The organism is Pseudomonas sp. Leaf58, from assembly GCF_003627215.1.
GTDB lineage: Bacteria > Pseudomonadota > Gammaproteobacteria > Pseudomonadales > Pseudomonadaceae > Aquipseudomonas.
Genome location: NZ_CP032677.1, coordinates 468547 through 484690 on the forward strand (window position 1 = coordinate 468547; position 16144 = coordinate 484690).

A 16144-nucleotide genomic window follows, 5' to 3' on the forward strand; every position below is an offset into this window, starting at 1 on the left:
GGAGACGACGCCGGATCAGTCAGCTGATGCTGGCATGCAACCGGGTTCGCCGATTGCTGTATACCCCCCAGAACACCCTGTAACGCTACCGATGACCCGCACGCCGGTGTACCGGCTCTCCCCTTTTTTGGATGGCCTGAGCTTAAGCGTAGTTGGTTATCGGCAAGGTCAAGTGGCGAGCGAGGCAGAAGTTACGAACGACCGTTCGTCAGATCGCCCGCAAGCCCGCACGGGGCGCGGGCTGCAGTAAAAATGAAAAATTTATTCGGCGCTGCCTAGGGCGGTCTCTGCCGGGTAGGTGGCGCGCCACAGTTCAAAACCGCCGTCGACGCTGTAAACGTCGGAGAAGCCCTGGCCTACCAAGTAGGCGGCGGCGCTCTGGCTGGAGTTGCCGTGGTAGCAGACCACCAGGGTTGGGGCGTCGAGGTCGGCATTGCGGATGAACTCGGCGACCGAGTGGTTATCCAGATGCTGGGCGCCGGTGATGTGGCCGGCGGCGAAGGCCTGCGAGTCGCGAATGTCGACGACTACCGCACCTTGCGCGCGCAGGGCCAGTGCCTGTTCGGGAGGGATGCGCTTGAATTCGCTCATGGGGGCTTTCCTTCAGGGTTTATCGTTCAGTGTAGTGGGTTGGGCCGGTGCACGAAGGGTGCCGTCGTCGGCGCAGTCACAGCGGTGGTATTCGCCGCTGTCGACGTTGTACAGGGTCATGGCACCGCCCCACACGCAACCGGTGTCCAAGGCGATGATACCGGGCTCGTCAACCTTGCCCTGCAGGGCGGCCCAGTGGCCGAAGATGATTTTTACATGGCGTGAGCGGCGGTTTTTGTGCGCGTACCAGGGCTTGTAGCCTTTGGGCGCGGTATCCAGGCCTTCTTTGCTCTTGAGGTCGAGCTTGCCCTCGGCGGTGCAGAAGCGCATGCGCGTGAGGCAGTTGGTGATGACCCGCAGGCGTTCGATGCCGCTTAGGTTCTTGCTCCACTTGTTTGGCTCGTTGCCATACATGCCGTCCAGGTACAGCTTCAGGCGCTCGTCATCGCGCAGCACTTCCTCGACTTCGGCAGCCAGTTCCAAGGCTTTGCCCAGGGTCCATTGCGGCGGAATGCCTGCGTGAACCAGAGCGATGCCACGGGGGTCATCGTAATGCAGCAGCTTTTGCCGGCGTAGCCAGTCGAGCAGTTGGTCGGCGTCTGGCGCGTCGATGATCTCGCGTAGGGTGTCGCTTTTTTTCAGCCGTTCGACGTTGTGCCAGGCGGCCAGCAGGTGCAGGTCATGATTGCCCAGCACGCAGACCAGCGACTGGCGGATCGAATAAAGGAAGCGCAAGGTTGCCAGTGATTCGGGGCCGCGGTTGACCAGGTCACCGACCAACCACAGGCGGTCGACGGCAGGGTTGAATTTGACGCGTTCGAGCAGGCACTTGAGTGGCTGCAGGCAGCCCTGCAGGTCACCGACGGCGTAGGTGGCCATCAGTGCAGTGCCCCGGGTACCGCCAGGCGGAAGGGGGCAATCTCGGCGTCGAAGCGTTTGCCGTCTTCGGCGAACATCTGGTAGCTGCCCTGCATGGTGCCAACGCGGGTGCTGATGACCGCGCCGCTGCTGTAGGTGTGGCTCTGGCCCGGGTCGATATTGGGTTGCTGGCCGACTACGCCGGCGCCGCGCACCTCCTCGACTTCGCCGTCACCGTTGGTGATCAGCCAGTGGCGCGACAGCAGCTTGGCTTTGAGCGAGCCATTGTTCTGCACGGTAATGGTGTAGGCGAAAGCGAAACGACTGTTTTCGGGGTCGGATTGTTCTTTGAGGTAGCGGGTCACGACGCTGACGTCGATCTGATAGCGGGGGTCGGACATGCAAGGGCCTTGGGAGAACTGACGCAGTAATGCAGTCTAGGCCATTGAGAGGGGGGAGGGCCAGCGCTGTAGGGCTTGGGGTTTTGGGTTGTCTGTGCCGGCCTCTTCGCGGGTGAACCCGCACCTACCAGGGACCGCACACATTAGATGATTGTGCGGCCCCATATAGGCGCGGGTTTACCCGTGAAGAGGCCGCTCCAGGCTAAATCAGGCTTGTTGCTGATTAGCAAGCTGGTCAGCCAGGCGCACGAAGGCCGCCAGGTCCAGCTGTTCGGGGCGCAGGCTGCCATCCACGCCAGCAGCCTCGATGGCCGCGCTGTCGAGCAGGCCTTTCAGGGTGTTGCGCAGGGTCTTGCGGCGCTGGTTGAACGCTTCGCGTACCACGCGTTCCAGTAGCAGGTGGTCTTTGGCCGGGTAGGGCAGCACTTCGTGTGGCACCAGTCGGACGATGGCCGAGTCCACTTTTGGCGGCGGGTTGAAGGCGCCAGGGCCAACATTGAACAGGTGCTCGACCCGGCAGTGGTACTGCACCATGATCGATAGGCGCCCCCAGTCACCACCGCCAGGGCCGGCCGCCATGCGCTCGACCACTTCTTTTTGCAGCATGAAGTGCATGTCGCGAATCAGCCCAGCATGGCTGAGCAAATGGAAGATCAGCGGGGTGGAGATATTGTAGGGCAGGTTGCCGACCACCTTGAGGCTGCGCGGTGGCACGCCCAGCTGGTTGAAGTCGAACTTCAGGGCGTCGCCCTGATGCAGGCGGAAATTGCCGCGGCCAGCGAACTTGTGCTGCAGGATCGGCACCAGGTCTTTGTCCAGTTCCACCACGTCCAGCTGTGCGCCGCTGCCCAGCAGGCCTTCGGTCAGGGCGCCCTGGCCCGGGCCGATTTCCAGCAGGTGTTCGCCCGCCTTGGCGTTGATGGCACGCAGGATGCGGTCGATGACGCCAGCGTCGTGCAGGAAGTTCTGGCCGAAGCGCTTGCGCGCCCGGTGTTGGTATTGCTCGTTCATGGTCGGTTCTCGGCCATCTGGTAGGCGGTTTCCAGTGCGACGCGCAGGCTGCCGGTGTCGACCTTGCCGGTACCGGCCAGGTCCAGGGCGGTGCCATGGTCGACCGACGTGCGGATGATCGGCAGGCCCAGGGTCACGTTGACCGCAGCGCCGAAGCCTTTGTACTTGAGTACGGGCAGGCCTTGGTCGTGGTACATCGCCAGCACCGCATCGCAGTGCTCCAGATATTTGGGGGTAAACAGGGTATCGGCCGGCAGCGGCCCGCGCAGGTCCATGCCTTCGGTGCGCAGGCGGGCCAAGGTCGGCTCGATGATGTCGATTTCCTCGCGGCCCAGGTGGCCGCCTTCACCCGCGTGCGGGTTCAGGCCGCATACCAGGATGCGAGGGTTGGCGATGCCGAACTTGTCACGCATGTCGGCATGCAGGATGCGGGTAACACGCTCGACGCGCTCAGCGGTGATGGCGTCGGCAATATCGCGTAGCGGCAGGTGCGTAGTCACCAAGGCCACACGCAGGCCACGGGTAGCCAGCATCATCACCACTTGCGCGGTGTGGGTCAGGTCAGCCAGGAACTCGGTGTGCCCGGAGAAGGCGATACCGCTTTCGTTAATCACGCCCTTGTGCACAGGGGCGGTGATCATCCCGGCAAAATGCCCGGCCAGGCAGCCTTGCCCGGCCCGGGTCAGGGTTTCTAGCACGAACGCTGCGTTGGCTTTGTCGAGCTGGCCTGACACCACCGGGGCCGCCAGGGGCGTATCCCAGACGTACAGGCTGCCCGCTGGCGCCGGCTGCTCGGGCCATTGGCCTGGCGCTACCGGCAGCAGTTTGACGGCCAGCCCCAGCTGGGCGGCCCGCTCGGCGAGCAGGTCACGGCTGGTGATGGCGATCAGGGGGTGAGGCTGGGCGTCGGCGGCAAGCAGCAGGCACAGGTCGGGGCCTATGCCGGCCGGCTCGCCGGGGGTGACGGCGAAGCGCAGTGGCTTCACTGGGCGGCCTGGTCAGTGCCAGGCAGCTTGATTTCAACGTAGGCTTCGTCACGGATCTGGCGCAGCCAGGTTTGCAGCTCTTCGTCGTACTTGCGGTTGCGCAGTACGCCCATGGCCTGCTGTTCGCGAGCCTGCTCGGTGCTGTCGGTGGCGCGGCGGCCCAGCACTTCCAGAACATGCCAACCATACTGGGTCTTGAACGGACGGGTGACTTCGCCCTGGGCGGCGTTGGCCATCTGTTCGCGGAACTCAGGTACCAGGCTGTTCGGGTCGATCCAGTTGAGGTCGCCGCCATTGAGCGCCGAGCCCGGGTCTTCCGAGAAGCTCTTGGCCAGCTCGCCGAAGTCTTCGCCATTCTTGATGCGCTCGTACAGGCGCTCGGCCAATTGCTCGGTGGCCGCTTCGCTGCGGATCTCGCTTGGCTTGATCAGGATGTGGCGCACATGCACTTCGTCACGCAGCACGTTTTCGCTGCCACCGCGCTTCTCCTCAAGCTTGAGGATGATGAAGCCGTTGGGAATGCGGATCGGCTGGGTGATTTCGCCGACCGGCATGCTGCTGAGCATCTTGGCGAAGTCTGGTGGCAACTGGCCGGCTTTACGCCAGCCCATCTCGCCGCCTTCGAGGGCGTTTTCGCTGGCGGAACGGGCGATGGCCATTTGGCCGAAGTCGGCGCCTTGCTTAAGCTGCTGGTAAACATCGCCGACCTGGCGGGCGGCAGCCTGGATGGCCTCCGAGTTGGCCGCTTCCGGGGTCGGAATCAGGATGTTGGCCAAGCGGTACTCTTCCGACATCTGCATTTTGCCCAGGTCGGAGTTGAGGAAGTTTTTCACTTCCTGCTCGGATACCTGGATGCGCTCGGCCACGCGGCGCTGGCGCACGCGGCTGATGATCATCTCGCGCTTGACCTGCTCGCGAGCGTCGTCGAACGACAGGCCATCGCGGGCCAGGGCGGCGCGGAACTGGTCCAGCGACATGCCATTACGCTGGGCAATGGTGCCGATGGCCTGGTTCAGCTCTTCGTCGGTAATGCGGATGCCGGAGCGCTCGCCGATCTGCAGCTGCAGGTTCTCGACGATCAGACGTTCCAGCACCTGCTGCTCCAAAGCGCCGGTGGGCGGCACGCCGCCGCCGCGCTTGGCGATGGTTTGTTGCACCTCGTGGACGCGCTGGTCCAGCTGGCTTTGCATGACCACGTCGTTGTCGACGATGGCCACCACGCGATCAAGAGGTTGCACCGCGGCATGCACCGCGCCACTCAGCAATGCAACGCCCAGCAACGCTGGGCGCAGACGATCAATAAGCTTGGTCTTCACGTTCACGGTAACCTTGAATGCCTTGGTCGAGGAAAGATTCGACCTTGTTGCCAACGACGCCACCGAGGCCTTTCAGGACGATCTGAAGGAAGATGCCGTGGTCGCCTTTTTCGTTCTGCGGAAGTGCCTGGCTGAAGTCGTCGTAGTCGATCCAGTAACGGTTGATCAGGCGCAGCTTCCAGCAGCAGTTGTCGTACTCGAAACCACCCATGGCTTCCAGGGTGCGGTTGCGGTTGTAGTCATGCTGCCAGCGAGCGATGACGCTCCATTGCGGGACGATCGGCCAGATGACCGAGAAGTCATGCTGCTGGATCTTGTAGTAGTCCTTGATGTAGTTCGGGTCGCCCGGTGTGCCGTAGTCGCCGCCGCCCACTTTCCACGTACCGGTGGTCGAGTCGTAGGCAATGGTGTCGTTGCGGTAGCGATAACCGAGGTTGACCACCTTGTTCGGGTTGTCTTCCGGCTGGTAGTGGAACATCGCGCTGCCCGAACGGGTGCTGCGGCTGTCCGGGTCCCAGTTGAAGTCCGAATTGAAGCGCCAATCGCGGTTGAAGTAGTAGTTGTACAGCAAGGCGTACGGCGATACATCGGACTGTGCATCCTTGCGGGTGCGGTAGTCGATGCCTGGCAGCTGGGCCTTGCGGTCTTTGAAGTAGTAGGCCTGGCCGACGCTCAGGTTCTGGCGCTCGAAGCCGTTTTCTTCGATCCAGCGGGTGGTCGCGCCCAGCGACAGCTTGTTCTCGTCGCCGATGCGGTCGACACCGCTGAAGCGGTTGTCGCGGAACAGCGAGTCATAGCTGAACAGTGTCTCGCTGGTATCGAACAGCGGGATGTCCATCTGGTCCTTGTATGGGACATACAGATAGAACAGGCGCGGCTCGAGGGTCTGGCGGTAGTTTGTACCGAACAGCGAGGTGTTGCGGTCGAAGTACAGGCCGCTGTCGACGCTGAAAATCGGAATGTCGCGATTCTGGTTGCTCTTGAAGTCGCCGTACAGGTCCAGGGTGTCGGCACTTGAGCTGGCAACATCGCTCTTGCCCTTGCCATCCAGGTCAAGATCGTAATGGGTGTACATGTACTTCAGCTTTGGCGTGACATAGCCGTAGCTGGCTGTCATCGGCAGGCTGATGGAAGGGGCGACGTTCAGGCGGGTACCGTTGGCACGCGCGACACCGAAGATGTTTTCGTCAAGACGTCGGCCTGGCACCCCGGCACTGGCGTCCGGATTGCCATCTTTGTCGAGTACGAAGTCGTCCTTCAGGTCACGATCAAAGCGAACGGCTTCGGTTTCGTAACCAAAGTTCAACCCACCCGGCTGGGCCGGCAGCAAACCGTTAAGGGTGATCTGCGGCAGACGATCATACGGCGTGATCTGCGAGATGGTCGCCATCTCGTAGGCATGCACGTTCAACCGGGCGGTGTAGCTGTCGCCGCGGTAGGTCAGTGCGCCCTGCTGGTTGAGCAGGTCTTTGCTCTCTACGCCAATCTGGTCGGACTCCAGGTCCTGGAAGTAGAACGGGTCGCTGATGTCGGTGTAGTCCACCTCGGTCATCAGGCGCTCGTCCAGGCCACCTTTGTGCTGCCAGTTGGTCATCCAGCGCTGTTCTTTATAATCAGTCTGGTCTTTGCGGTCGTCGTCCTTGTCGTTCAGGTACGCGCCGCCGAACTGGCCTTCGCTGGACGGTGTCAGGTAGCGGAACTCGCCTTCCATCAGCAGGCCGCGCTTGGTCATGTAGCGCGGGTACAACGTGGCGTCGTAGTTCGGTGCCAGGTTGAAGTAGTACGGTGTGACCAGCGTGAAGCCGGTGTCGCTGCTGGTGCTGAACGAAGGCGGCAAGAAGCCGGACTGGCGACGGTCATCGATTGGGAAGTAGATGTACGGTGTATAGAACACCGGGAAATCCTTGACCCGCAGGGTGACGTTGGTCGCGGTACCGAAACCGGTGGCCGGGTTCAGGGTGATGTTGTTGCCCTTCAGCTGCCAGGCGTTGCTGCCCGGTTCACAGGTGGTGTACGTACCGTCCTTGAGGCGGATGATGGCGTTTTCGCCACGCTTGGCGTACAGGGCGTTGCCGCGGATGTGCGACTTGTGCATCACGTATTCGGCGTTGTCGACTTGGGCCTCGCCCGTGTCGAGCTGGATTTGCGCCTGGTCACCGACCACCAGCGAGCCGTTGTCACGGATCTTGACGTTGCCCTTGAGCTCGCCACGGTTCTCGGCCTGGTACAGGTTGGCCTCGTCGGCTTCGGCCTGCATGCTGCCTTGGCGCATCACCACGTCACCGGCGAGGGTAGCGATTTGCTGCTCCTGCTGGTACTTGGACACCTTGGCGTTGATGTAGGTTGGCGACTCGTCTTTCGGCGTGTTGTCGGCCATGCCCGGGCGGGTTGGTTCGATGTAGGCGCCTCCGCAGTACGGGCCGGTTTCGGCCAGCTGGGCTGCGGTCAGCTTTTCACGTGGGACCCAGTCCAGGTGGCTGAAGTCTTCGCTGCGCGACTTCAGGCCACGGCCCTTGGCCTCGGTGACCAGCATCGGCTTGTCCGCGGTTTCGGCTTCAGTGGCGGACTCGCTGCCAGAACTGACAGCCGCACCTTCGTGCACCGGGCGCGGTGGCAGGTTGTTGGTTGGGGTCTTGGGCTTGCAGTCCCAACCACCGGAGGCGGACACTTGGCAGTCGAACTGTTCGGCCGCCATCACGTGCGAGGTGGCCAAAGGTTGCAGGGCCAGCAGACCGCCGGTCACCAGCAACGGAAATTTTCTACGAAACGCGGGGGATTTCAATGCCATCTTATTAGTCCGGGCTTCCTGCGTGCCATCTGCCCGCGTGTGGGGCCGCACGCCTCTCGATGGTCTGAAAAAGATGCTGGATAATAAAGCATGACCCGCTTGACGGCTAGGGCCGTCGGAGACCCTTGTAATGCCTGAACACGATGTACGCCTGCAACAACTGACGGTCTGGCTCGATGAGCAGCTCAATGATCTTTTCCTAAAAAACGCCTGGGGCGAAGTGCCAGCAGGCAGCTTGACCGCGGCCAGCAGTGATGCCAGCTTCCGCCGTTATTTCCGCTGGCAGGGTGCCGGCCACAGCTTTGTGATCATGGATGCACCACCGCCGCAGGAGAACTGCCGCCCGTTCGTCGCCATTGACCATCTGCTGGCCAGCGCCGACGTGCATGTGCCGCTGATCCACGCCCAGGACCTGGACCGCGGCTTCCTGCTGCTGGGTGACCTGGGCCACCAGACCTACCTCGACATCATCGATGCCGACAACGCTGACGGCCTGTTCGCCGATGCCATAGACGCCCTGCTGGCCTTCCAGCGCCTGCCAATGGATGCGCCGCTGCCCAGCTACGACGACGCGCTGCTGCGCCGGGAAGTCGAACTGTTTCCCGAGTGGTACGTGGGGCGTGAGCTTGGCCTGGCTTTCAGCGATGCCCAAAAAGCCACCTGGCAGCGCGTCAGCCAACTGTTGATCGACAGCGCCCTGGCCCAGCCCAAGGTGCTGGTGCACCGTGACTACATGCCACGCAACCTGATGCACAGCACGCCCAACCCCGGTGTGTTGGACTTCCAGGACGCGGTCTACGGGCCGGTCACCTATGACATCACCTGCCTGTTCAAGGACGCCTTCCTCAGCTGGCCACAGGCGCGGGTCGAAGGCTGGCTGCGTGACTACTGGCACAAGGCCCAGGCCGCCGGCATCCCGGTGCAGGCCGATTTCGAGGCGTTCCAGCGTGCCAGCGACCTGATGGGCGTGCAACGCCACCTGAAGGTGATCGGCATCTTCGCCCGTATCTGCCACCGCGACGGCAAACCCCGTTACCTGGGCGACGTACCGCGTTTCTTCGCCTATATAAAAGAAGTGATCGGTCGCCGGCCCGAATTGGCGGAGCTGGGTGAGCTGATTGCCGAGTTGCAGGCCGGAGCGCGTGCATGAAGGCAATGATCCTGGCAGCGGGCAAAGGCGAGCGTATGCGCCCGCTGACCCTGCACACCCCCAAGCCGCTGGTGCCGGTCGCGGGCCAGCCGCTGATCGAGTACCACCTGCGGGCCCTGGCAGCGGCGGGCGTCACCGAAGTGGTGATTAACCATGCCTGGCTTGGTCAGCAGATTGAGGACCACCTGGGTGACGGCAGCCGTTTTGGGTTGAGCATCCGCTATTCGCCTGAGGGTGAGCCGCTGGAAACCGGCGGCGGCATCTTCAAGGCCCTGCCGTTGTTGGGGGGCGCGCCGTTTCTGCTGGTGAACGGCGATGTTTGGACCGACTATGACTTCGCACGCCTGCAGGCTCCCCTGCAAGGCCTGGCGCACTTGGTGCTGGTCGACAACCCGGGCCATCACGGCCGTGGCGACTTTCGCCTTGTGGGCGAGCAGGTCGTCGACGGCGACGATGCCCCCGGCACGCTGACCTTCAGCGGCCTTTCGGTGCTGCACCCGGCGCTGTTCGAGGGCTGCCAGGCTGGCGCCTTCAAGCTGGCGCCGTTGCTACGCCAGGCCATGGCTGCGGGCCAGGTCAGTGGCGAGCACTACCGTGGGCACTGGGTGGATGTGGGTACGCTCGAGCGCCTGGCCGAAGCCGAGCGCCTGATTGGCGAGCGCGCCTGACATGTGGTGGCCAAGCACGGTGATTGGTGCCGGGGTCGGCTTTGCCGTTGCCAGCATTCCGGGGGCCTTGCTCGGCGCGTTGCTCGGGCAGGCCATCGACCGCCGCCTGCGCTTGACTGGCTGGGAGGACCTGCGTGAGCGCCTGAGTGGGCGCCCAGCCATGCGTGACGACGAACTGCTGTTCGTGATGCTGGGGCGCCTGGCCAAGTGCGATGGCCGGGTGGCGGAGCAGCATATCCAGCAGGCGCGCCAGGAGATGGTGCGCCTGGACCTGGCCGAAGCGGCCAGGCTGCGCGCGATTGCCGCGTTCAACCGCGGCAAGGCTGGCAAAGACCGGCTGGGCGGGCACTTGCGGCGGATCCGCCAGCAGCCGCACGCGGCAGAAGGCACCTTGCGTGCCTGTTGGCGCATGGTCTGGGCCGACGGCAAGATGGGCAACAAGGAGCGCGAGCTGCTGCTGGACTGGGGGCAAAAGCTGGGCCTGAGCCGACGGCAGGTGCAGGCCATGTCGCTGGAGTACGAGCCGCGTAAGGCGGCGGGCGCGCGAGACGTGCCCATGACCTATGCGGCGGCGTTGCGGCTGCTGGCGGTAGAGGCAGACGCCGATGGCGACAAGGTCAAGCAGGCGTATCGTCGCCTGGTCAGCCGGCACCACCCGGACAAGCTGGCGGGCACGGGTGCTAGCGAGGCGCAGCTGCGCGAAGCGACCGAGCGGACCCGTGAGTTGCATCAAGCCTACGCCATGATCCGCAAGCGGCGCGGGCTTTGAATGCCCTATCGCCGGTAAGCCGGCGAGAGGGCCATCATGGCAAACCTTACCCCTGCGGGCTCATCCACCCCCGCACTCGTCGGAACAGCTGCTCCTGTTCGGCCGCCTTGTTCCCCGGCATGGCGATCAGCGACAACTGCCGGTACTGGCTGTCCTTTTGCCGTTTGCTGGCCTGCAGGCGCTGCACCGCCGCGTTACGGTCAGCGCTACGGGTGGCATAGTAGATATCGGCAGTTGGCACGTTCAAGGTTGGCGCCAGGCTCTCCAGGTCATGCTCCACTCGCGCCGGTGTCTGCGCGGCGACCATCACCAGTTTCTGTACCTGCGGGGGTTGCTTTTCGCTCAGGTAGCGGGCTGCCCAATACGCCCCGCTGCCATGGCCGATCAGCACGATGCTGCGGGCGTTGTGCTGTTGGGCAAAGGCCACTGCAGCGTCCAGGCGGGCGAAGATGCGCTCGGCATCGGCTGGGTCGGTCTGTTCGCTTGCTTGTTCGGCATTGCTGCTTTGCGCCGTGTCGCCATCGGCCGCTGTGGCTTGGGCGACATTGGCATTGGCGTCGGCGGGTACAGCCTTGGCTGGTGCGCTTTGCCCGGTGGCTTTTTCGGGCTCGGCAGCGGGTTTGGCCTCAACCCGCGTCAGCGGGCTATCGGCGAGCAGGTCGGGCAGGCTAATGCTCAGGCTGTGCCAGCCGATATCAGGAAACTTCTGCCGTAATGGGCCAACTGCATTCGGCCAGTCGGCCGTTTCGCCAGCGCCCGGGACGATGATGACTGCCCCTTGCGGAGCACTGTCGTTGGCCGGCTTCCACAGGGCCAGGAAACTGTCGGCACCGGCCTGCAGGGTCTGCTGTTCGGCCTTGGGCACCAGCCGCTCGAGTGCCTGGGCATCTTCTTGGCTGCGCTCCAGCAGGGGCGGGCGCGGGGCTTGGGCAGTAGCTGCCTCGGTGGTAGTGGCTGGTTTTGCGGCATCGGCGGCCAGGGCGCCGAGTGGAATGATCGAGGCTAGGCAGCACATTGCCAGCGTCGTGCGATAAAGTGTGGACATGAGTCAACCCAAGGCCAGAATGATACCGGCAGCCTAATAGTATTTGCCCGTGACGGCCATGCTGCATGGCCGCCTTTGCCAAGACGAGCGTGTAGATGAAGCGAGTGCGTCGCCTGTTGGTTATCGGCTGCTTGTGGCTGCCCTTGATTGCATTGGCCAGGCCCGAGGCGCAGCCCACAGTCGCCCTCGAACCGGCCCAGCAGCAGTGGCTGGATACGCACCGCAGCCTGCGCGTCGGCCTGGTGCTGCAGGCCCCCTACGCCCAGTTCGACCGCCGTCTGCAGCAGCTGTACGGGGCCAATGTGGAGTTGGTGAGCAGCCTGGCGCAGGCGTTGCGCCTGGACCTGACCTGGCGCAACTTCGCCGATCAGGCCAGCCTCGAGCATGCCCTGCAAGCTGGCGAAATCGACTTCGCCCCAGGCCTTACCCAAACCCCAGCGAGCCTGCGCCTGTGGTTGTTCAGCGACCCGTATATGCGCGTGCCACAGCTGGTGGTGGGGCCGCGTACCGGGGCCATGGCCGTGGACCTGGAACAGCTCGAAGCCGAGCAGCGGGTGGTGGTGCGCATGCCCAGCCAGTTGGCCGACTACCTGCGCGGCAACTACAGCAACCTCAACCTGCAAGGCGTACCCAACGAGCGGGAGGCCCTGCAGCTGGTGCTGGGTGGCCAAGCCAGTTTCGCGGTGATGGATGAGGCCCAGCTCAGTCGCCTGTCGCGCGAAAGCGAGTTCGGCGAGCTGGCAGTAGTTGGCGATATCGGTTTGCCGCAGCTGCTGCGCATCGGTTCGCGGCGCGACTGGCCGCTGTTGGCCGATGTGCTCGAGCGGGGTTTGCAGGCCCTGCCAGCCAAGCAGTTGGAGCAGCTGCACCAGCGCTGGTTGCAGCCGAAGTACCCACGCCTGAGCGACTCGGCGGGCTTCTGGCAGAACTTGGCCTTGCTGTTTGGTCTGCTGCTGTTGTGCACCTTGGCGACCCTGGTGTGGCAGCGTCGGCAGCAGCGCCAGCTGGAGCGCAGCCTGCTGGCCACGCGAGAAAGCCTGGTGGAGCGGCAAGTGCGCGAAGAAGCGCTGCGCCTCAGCCAGTTCGCCATCGACCAGAGCACAGTGGGCATCCTCTGGGTGAACTGGGACAGCCACGTGCGCTACGCCAACCACGCCGCCGAACGCATGCTGGGCTATGGCGAAGGCGAACTGCTGGAGCGGCCGCTGAGCGCCTTTGAACCCAGCCTGAACATGGACCGCTGGCTGGAGTTGTGGAAGGGCGCACGCACCGGGGAGGGCGGTGTCGGCCAATTTGAAACACACTGCCGGCGGGCCGACCACAGCCTGCTGCCGGTGGAGCTGTCGCTGAGCTTTCTGCGCTTTCGTGATTCCGAGTACCTGGTGGTCTACCTCGCCGATGTCACCGAGCGCCACCGCGCCCTGGCCGCCCTGCGCGAAAGCGAGGCGCGGCTCAAGGGCATTGCCGGCAACGTGCCGGGGCTGGTGTTTCGCCTGGAGCGCAACCCGGCCGAGGGCGACCTGGAGTTCCCTTACATCAGCGAGGGTAGCGAGGCCCTGGTGGGCTATGCGCCCAGCGAAATCCAGCACCCGCAAATGGGCCTGCGCAACCTCGTGCACCCCGAAGACCGCAGCGATTACCACCGGGTGCAGGACCTGGCCCTGGCCAATGACCAGGACTGGTCCTGGCAGGGGCGCATCCTGACCCGCCACGGCGAACAGCGCTGGGCCGACATCAAGGCCAGTACCCGGCGCCTGGCCAATGGCCGGGTGGTGTGGGACGGCGTGGTGTGGGACATCACCCAAGGCAAGCGAGCAGAGCTGGCCCTGGCGAAATCCCAGGAGCAGCTGCGCGAGCTGTCGGCCCATCTGGAGAGCGTGCGTGAAGAAGAGAAAGCCCGCATCGCCCGCGAAGTGCACGATGAGCTGGGGCAAATGCTGACCGTGCTCAAGCTGGAGGTATCGATGTGCGAGCTGGCCTTTGCCGAACTGGACCCCGGCCTGAACGAGCGCCTGGCCAGCATGAAGCGCCTGATCGCCCAGCTGTTCCAGTTGGTGCGCGACGTGGCCACTGCCTTGCGCCCGCCGATCCTCGATGCCGGTATTGCCTCGGCCATCGAATGGCAGGCGCGGCGCTTCGAGACACGCACGCAAATCCCCTGCCTGGTGCAAGTACCGGATAATCTGCCAGCATTGAGCGACGCCAAGGCCACCGGGCTGTTCCGAATCCTCCAAGAGGCGCTGACCAACGTGATGCGCCATGCCCAGGCGCACAGTGTGGAGATCGAACTGGTGCCTGAGCGTGGGCAATTGCGCATGACCATCAGCGATGATGGCCGGGGGTTTTGCCGTGACCAGCCCCGGCCCACGTCATTCGGCCTGGTAGGGATGCGCGAGCGAGTGTTGATGTTGGGCGGCAGCATGGTGCTGAACAGTGAGCCGGGCGAAGGCACCAGCCTGAGCGTGGCCATACCGTTGGAGTAGGAGAGCGATCGTGATTCGAGTGCTGGTGGCCGAAGACCACACCATTGTCCGTGAGGGCATCAAGCAGTTGATTGGCCTGGCCAAGGACATGCAGGTGGTGGGGGAAGCCGGTAATGGCGAGCAGTTGCTCGAAACCCTGCGCCACACCCCTTGCGAGGTGGTGTTGCTGGATATTTCGATGCCGGGCGTGAATGGCCTGGAGGCGATCCCACGGATCCGGGCGTTGCACGATGCGCCGGCGATCCTGATGCTGTCGATGCACGATGAGGCGCAGATGGCGGCACGGGCGCTGAAGGCTGGGGCAGCGGGCTATGCCACCAAGGACAGCGACCCGGCGCTGTTGCTGACCGCCATTCGCCGGGTTGCCGCCGGTGGGCGCTATATCGACCCGGCGCTGGCTGACCGCATGGTATTCGAGGTGGGCCTGACCGAGTCGCGACCGTTGCACACATTGCTGTCGGAGCGGGAGTTTTCAGTGTTCGAGCGCCTGGCTCAGGGCGCTAACGTCAATGACATCGCTCAGCAACTGGCGCTGTCGAGCAAAACCATCAGCACCCACAAGGCGCGGTTGATGCAGAAGCTGAAAGTGAACTCGCTGGCGGAGTTGGTGAAGTACGCCATGGAGCACAAGCTGGTCTGATTGCGACATGCCTGTCCCGCGGTCTGCACCGCCCGTTGTAGGCGCGGGTTTACCCGCGAAAGGGCCTAGCCTGCTATGTGCGGTGCCTGGACCGGCCCTTTCGCGGGTAAACCCGCGCCTACAACGGCCGTAGCAGGGCACAGGGGGCATTCCAAACCCGCCATCTTTGTAGGGCAATCCCTACAACAAATCTTCCATCCGGATGATGGCATTCTCTCAGCACCCCCGATTTCCCGGTGCTTGCCGCTTGTCTAGTCTTTGCCTACGCAGTCATCCAACAAAAAGGTGCAGGCATGAGCGAGGCGAAGTCGAACGCTGCAACCAGCGAAACGCTGGTCAGCTTCCGTGGTGTGCAGAAGAGCTACGACGGCGAGTCGCTGATCGTCAAAGACCTCAACCTGGATATCCGCAAGGGCGAGTTCCTCACCCTGCTTGGCCCGTCCGGCTCGGGCAAAACCACCAGCCTGATGATGCTGGCCGGTTTCGAAACTCCCACCGCTGGTGAAATCCAGCTGGCTGGGCGGTCGATCAACAACGTGCCGCCGCACAAGCGCGACATCGGCATGGTGTTCCAGAACTATGCGCTATTCCCGCACATGACCGTGGCTGAGAACCTGGCCTTCCCGCTGACCGTGCGTAACCTGAGCAAAACCGACATCAGCGAGCGGGTGAAGCGGGTGCTGAACATGGTTCAGCTCGATGCTTTCGCCAAGCGCTACCCCGGCCAGTTGTCCGGCGGCCAGCAGCAACGTGTGGCGCTGGCCCGTGCGCTGGTGTTCGAGCCGCAGTTGGTGCTGATGGACGAACCACTGGGTGCCTTGGACAAGCAGCTGCGCGAGCACATGCAGATGGAGATCAAGCACATTCACCAGCGCCTGGGCGTGACCGTGGTGTATGTAACCCACGACCAGGGCGAGGCGCTGACCATGTCCGACCGCGTGGCCGTGTTCCACCAGGGCGAGATCCAGCAGATCGCCGATCCGCGCACGCTGTACGAAGAACCCTGCAATACCTTCGTCGCCAACTTCATCGGCGAAAACAACCGCATTAACGGCACCCTGCTGGCCAGCGATGGCAAGCGCTGCCAGGTGCAGCTGGCGCGCGGCGAGCGGGTTGAGGCGCTGGCTGTGAACGTCGGTCAGGCCGGCGAGCCGGTGACCTTGTCTATCCGCCCGGAGCGGGTGCGCCTGAACGGCCACAGCGAAAGCTGCGTCAACCGCTTTTCTGGCCGGGTGGCCGAATTCATTTACCTTGGCGACCACGTGCGGGTGCGCCTGGAGGTTTGCGGCAAGGGCGACTTCTTCGTGAAACAGCCGATTGCCGAGCTCGACCCGGCCCTGGCCGTGGGCGATGTGGTACCGCTGGGCTGGGAGGTGGAGCACGCCCGCGCGCTCGATCCGATTGCCGAAGCCCATTGATGGATTGCTTCACCAACCCT

14 protein-coding genes are annotated in these 16144 nt (G+C 63.7%); 6 read left to right on the forward strand and 8 right to left on the reverse strand.

Features of this window, described 5'->3' with window-relative positions:
• Window positions 1-261: 261 nt before the first annotated feature.
• The 7 genes from glpE to DV532_RS02105 all read right to left on the reverse strand — a co-directional run bounded on the left by glpE (window position 262) and on the right by DV532_RS02105 (window position 7951).
• Window positions 262-591, reverse strand: coding sequence for a thiosulfate sulfurtransferase GlpE (gene glpE, locus DV532_RS02075; RefSeq protein ID WP_056805528.1), 330 nt, complete (start codon window positions 589-591; stop codon window positions 262-264).
• Between the two features lie 12 nt (window positions 592-603).
• A complete protein-coding gene (locus tag DV532_RS02080) occupies window positions 604-1470 on the reverse strand; it encodes a symmetrical bis(5'-nucleosyl)-tetraphosphatase (protein WP_056805526.1) in 867 nt (288 codons plus the stop codon).
• Window positions 1470-1850 carry a Co2+/Mg2+ efflux protein ApaG gene (gene apaG / locus DV532_RS02085; protein WP_012270198.1) on the reverse strand — a complete coding sequence of 127 codons (381 nt, stop codon included), beginning with the start codon at window positions 1848-1850 and terminating at the stop codon, window positions 1470-1472. The genes DV532_RS02080 and apaG overlap by 1 nt, the downstream gene beginning before the upstream one ends.
• A gap of 207 nt (window positions 1851-2057) precedes the next feature.
• Entirely contained in the window at window positions 2058-2861 is an 804-nt protein-coding gene (gene rsmA, locus DV532_RS02090; RefSeq protein ID WP_056805523.1) for a 16S rRNA (adenine(1518)-N(6)/adenine(1519)-N(6))-dimethyltransferase RsmA, read from the reverse strand.
• Complete coding sequence (gene pdxA / locus DV532_RS02095; protein ID WP_056805518.1) at window positions 2858-3847, reverse strand: 4-hydroxythreonine-4-phosphate dehydrogenase PdxA; 990 nt, start codon at window positions 3845-3847, stop codon at window positions 2858-2860. Before pdxA ends, rsmA begins: the two co-directional genes overlap by 4 nt.
• Entirely contained in the window at window positions 3844-5163 is a 1320-nt protein-coding gene (surA, locus tag DV532_RS02100) for a peptidylprolyl isomerase SurA (protein ID WP_056805515.1), read from the reverse strand. The genes pdxA and surA overlap by 4 nt, the downstream gene beginning before the upstream one ends.
• Window positions 5144-7951, reverse strand: coding sequence for an LPS-assembly protein LptD (locus tag DV532_RS02105; RefSeq protein WP_056805511.1), 2808 nt, complete (start codon window positions 7949-7951; stop codon window positions 5144-5146). Before DV532_RS02105 ends, surA begins: the two co-directional genes overlap by 20 nt.
• Window positions 7952-8081: 130 nt before the next feature.
• Between DV532_RS02105 and DV532_RS02110 the strand changes: the two genes are divergently transcribed.
• The 3 genes from DV532_RS02110 to DV532_RS02120 are packed head-to-tail and all read left to right on the forward strand — an operon-like array spanning window position 8082 to window position 10538.
• Window positions 8082-9101 (forward strand): aminoglycoside phosphotransferase family protein, encoded by a 1020-nt coding sequence (locus DV532_RS02110; RefSeq protein WP_056805508.1) that lies wholly within the window; start codon window positions 8082-8084, stop codon window positions 9099-9101.
• Window positions 9098-9769, forward strand: a complete 672-nt coding sequence (gene murU / locus DV532_RS02115) for an N-acetylmuramate alpha-1-phosphate uridylyltransferase MurU (protein WP_056805506.1) — start codon at window positions 9098-9100, stop codon at window positions 9767-9769. Before DV532_RS02110 ends, murU begins: the two co-directional genes overlap by 4 nt.
• Before the next feature lies 1 nt (window position 9770).
• Window positions 9771-10538, forward strand: coding sequence for a TerB family tellurite resistance protein (locus DV532_RS02120; RefSeq protein ID WP_056805503.1), 768 nt, complete (start codon window positions 9771-9773; stop codon window positions 10536-10538).
• 46 nt (window positions 10539-10584) lie between these two features.
• On the opposite strand, the gene DV532_RS02125 is transcribed toward DV532_RS02120, so the two are convergent.
• A complete protein-coding gene (locus DV532_RS02125; protein ID WP_056805500.1) occupies window positions 10585-11583 on the reverse strand; it encodes an alpha/beta hydrolase family protein in 999 nt (332 codons plus the stop codon).
• Window positions 11584-11678: 95 nt separating this feature from the next.
• On the opposite strand from DV532_RS02125, the gene DV532_RS02130 reads away from it, so the two are divergent.
• The 3 genes from DV532_RS02130 to DV532_RS02140 all read left to right on the forward strand — a co-directional run bounded on the left by DV532_RS02130 (window position 11679) and on the right by DV532_RS02140 (window position 16124).
• Window positions 11679-14066, forward strand: a complete 2388-nt coding sequence (locus DV532_RS02130; protein WP_056805496.1) for a PAS domain S-box protein — start codon at window positions 11679-11681, stop codon at window positions 14064-14066.
• A gap of 7 nt (window positions 14067-14073) precedes the next feature.
• Complete coding sequence (locus DV532_RS02135; protein ID WP_177339551.1) at window positions 14074-14706, forward strand: response regulator transcription factor; 633 nt, start codon at window positions 14074-14076, stop codon at window positions 14704-14706.
• A 293-nt stretch (window positions 14707-14999) separates the two neighbouring features.
• Entirely contained in the window at window positions 15000-16124 is a 1125-nt protein-coding gene (locus tag DV532_RS02140; protein WP_051096152.1) for an ABC transporter ATP-binding protein, read from the forward strand.
• Window positions 16125-16144 lie beyond the last annotated feature (20 nt).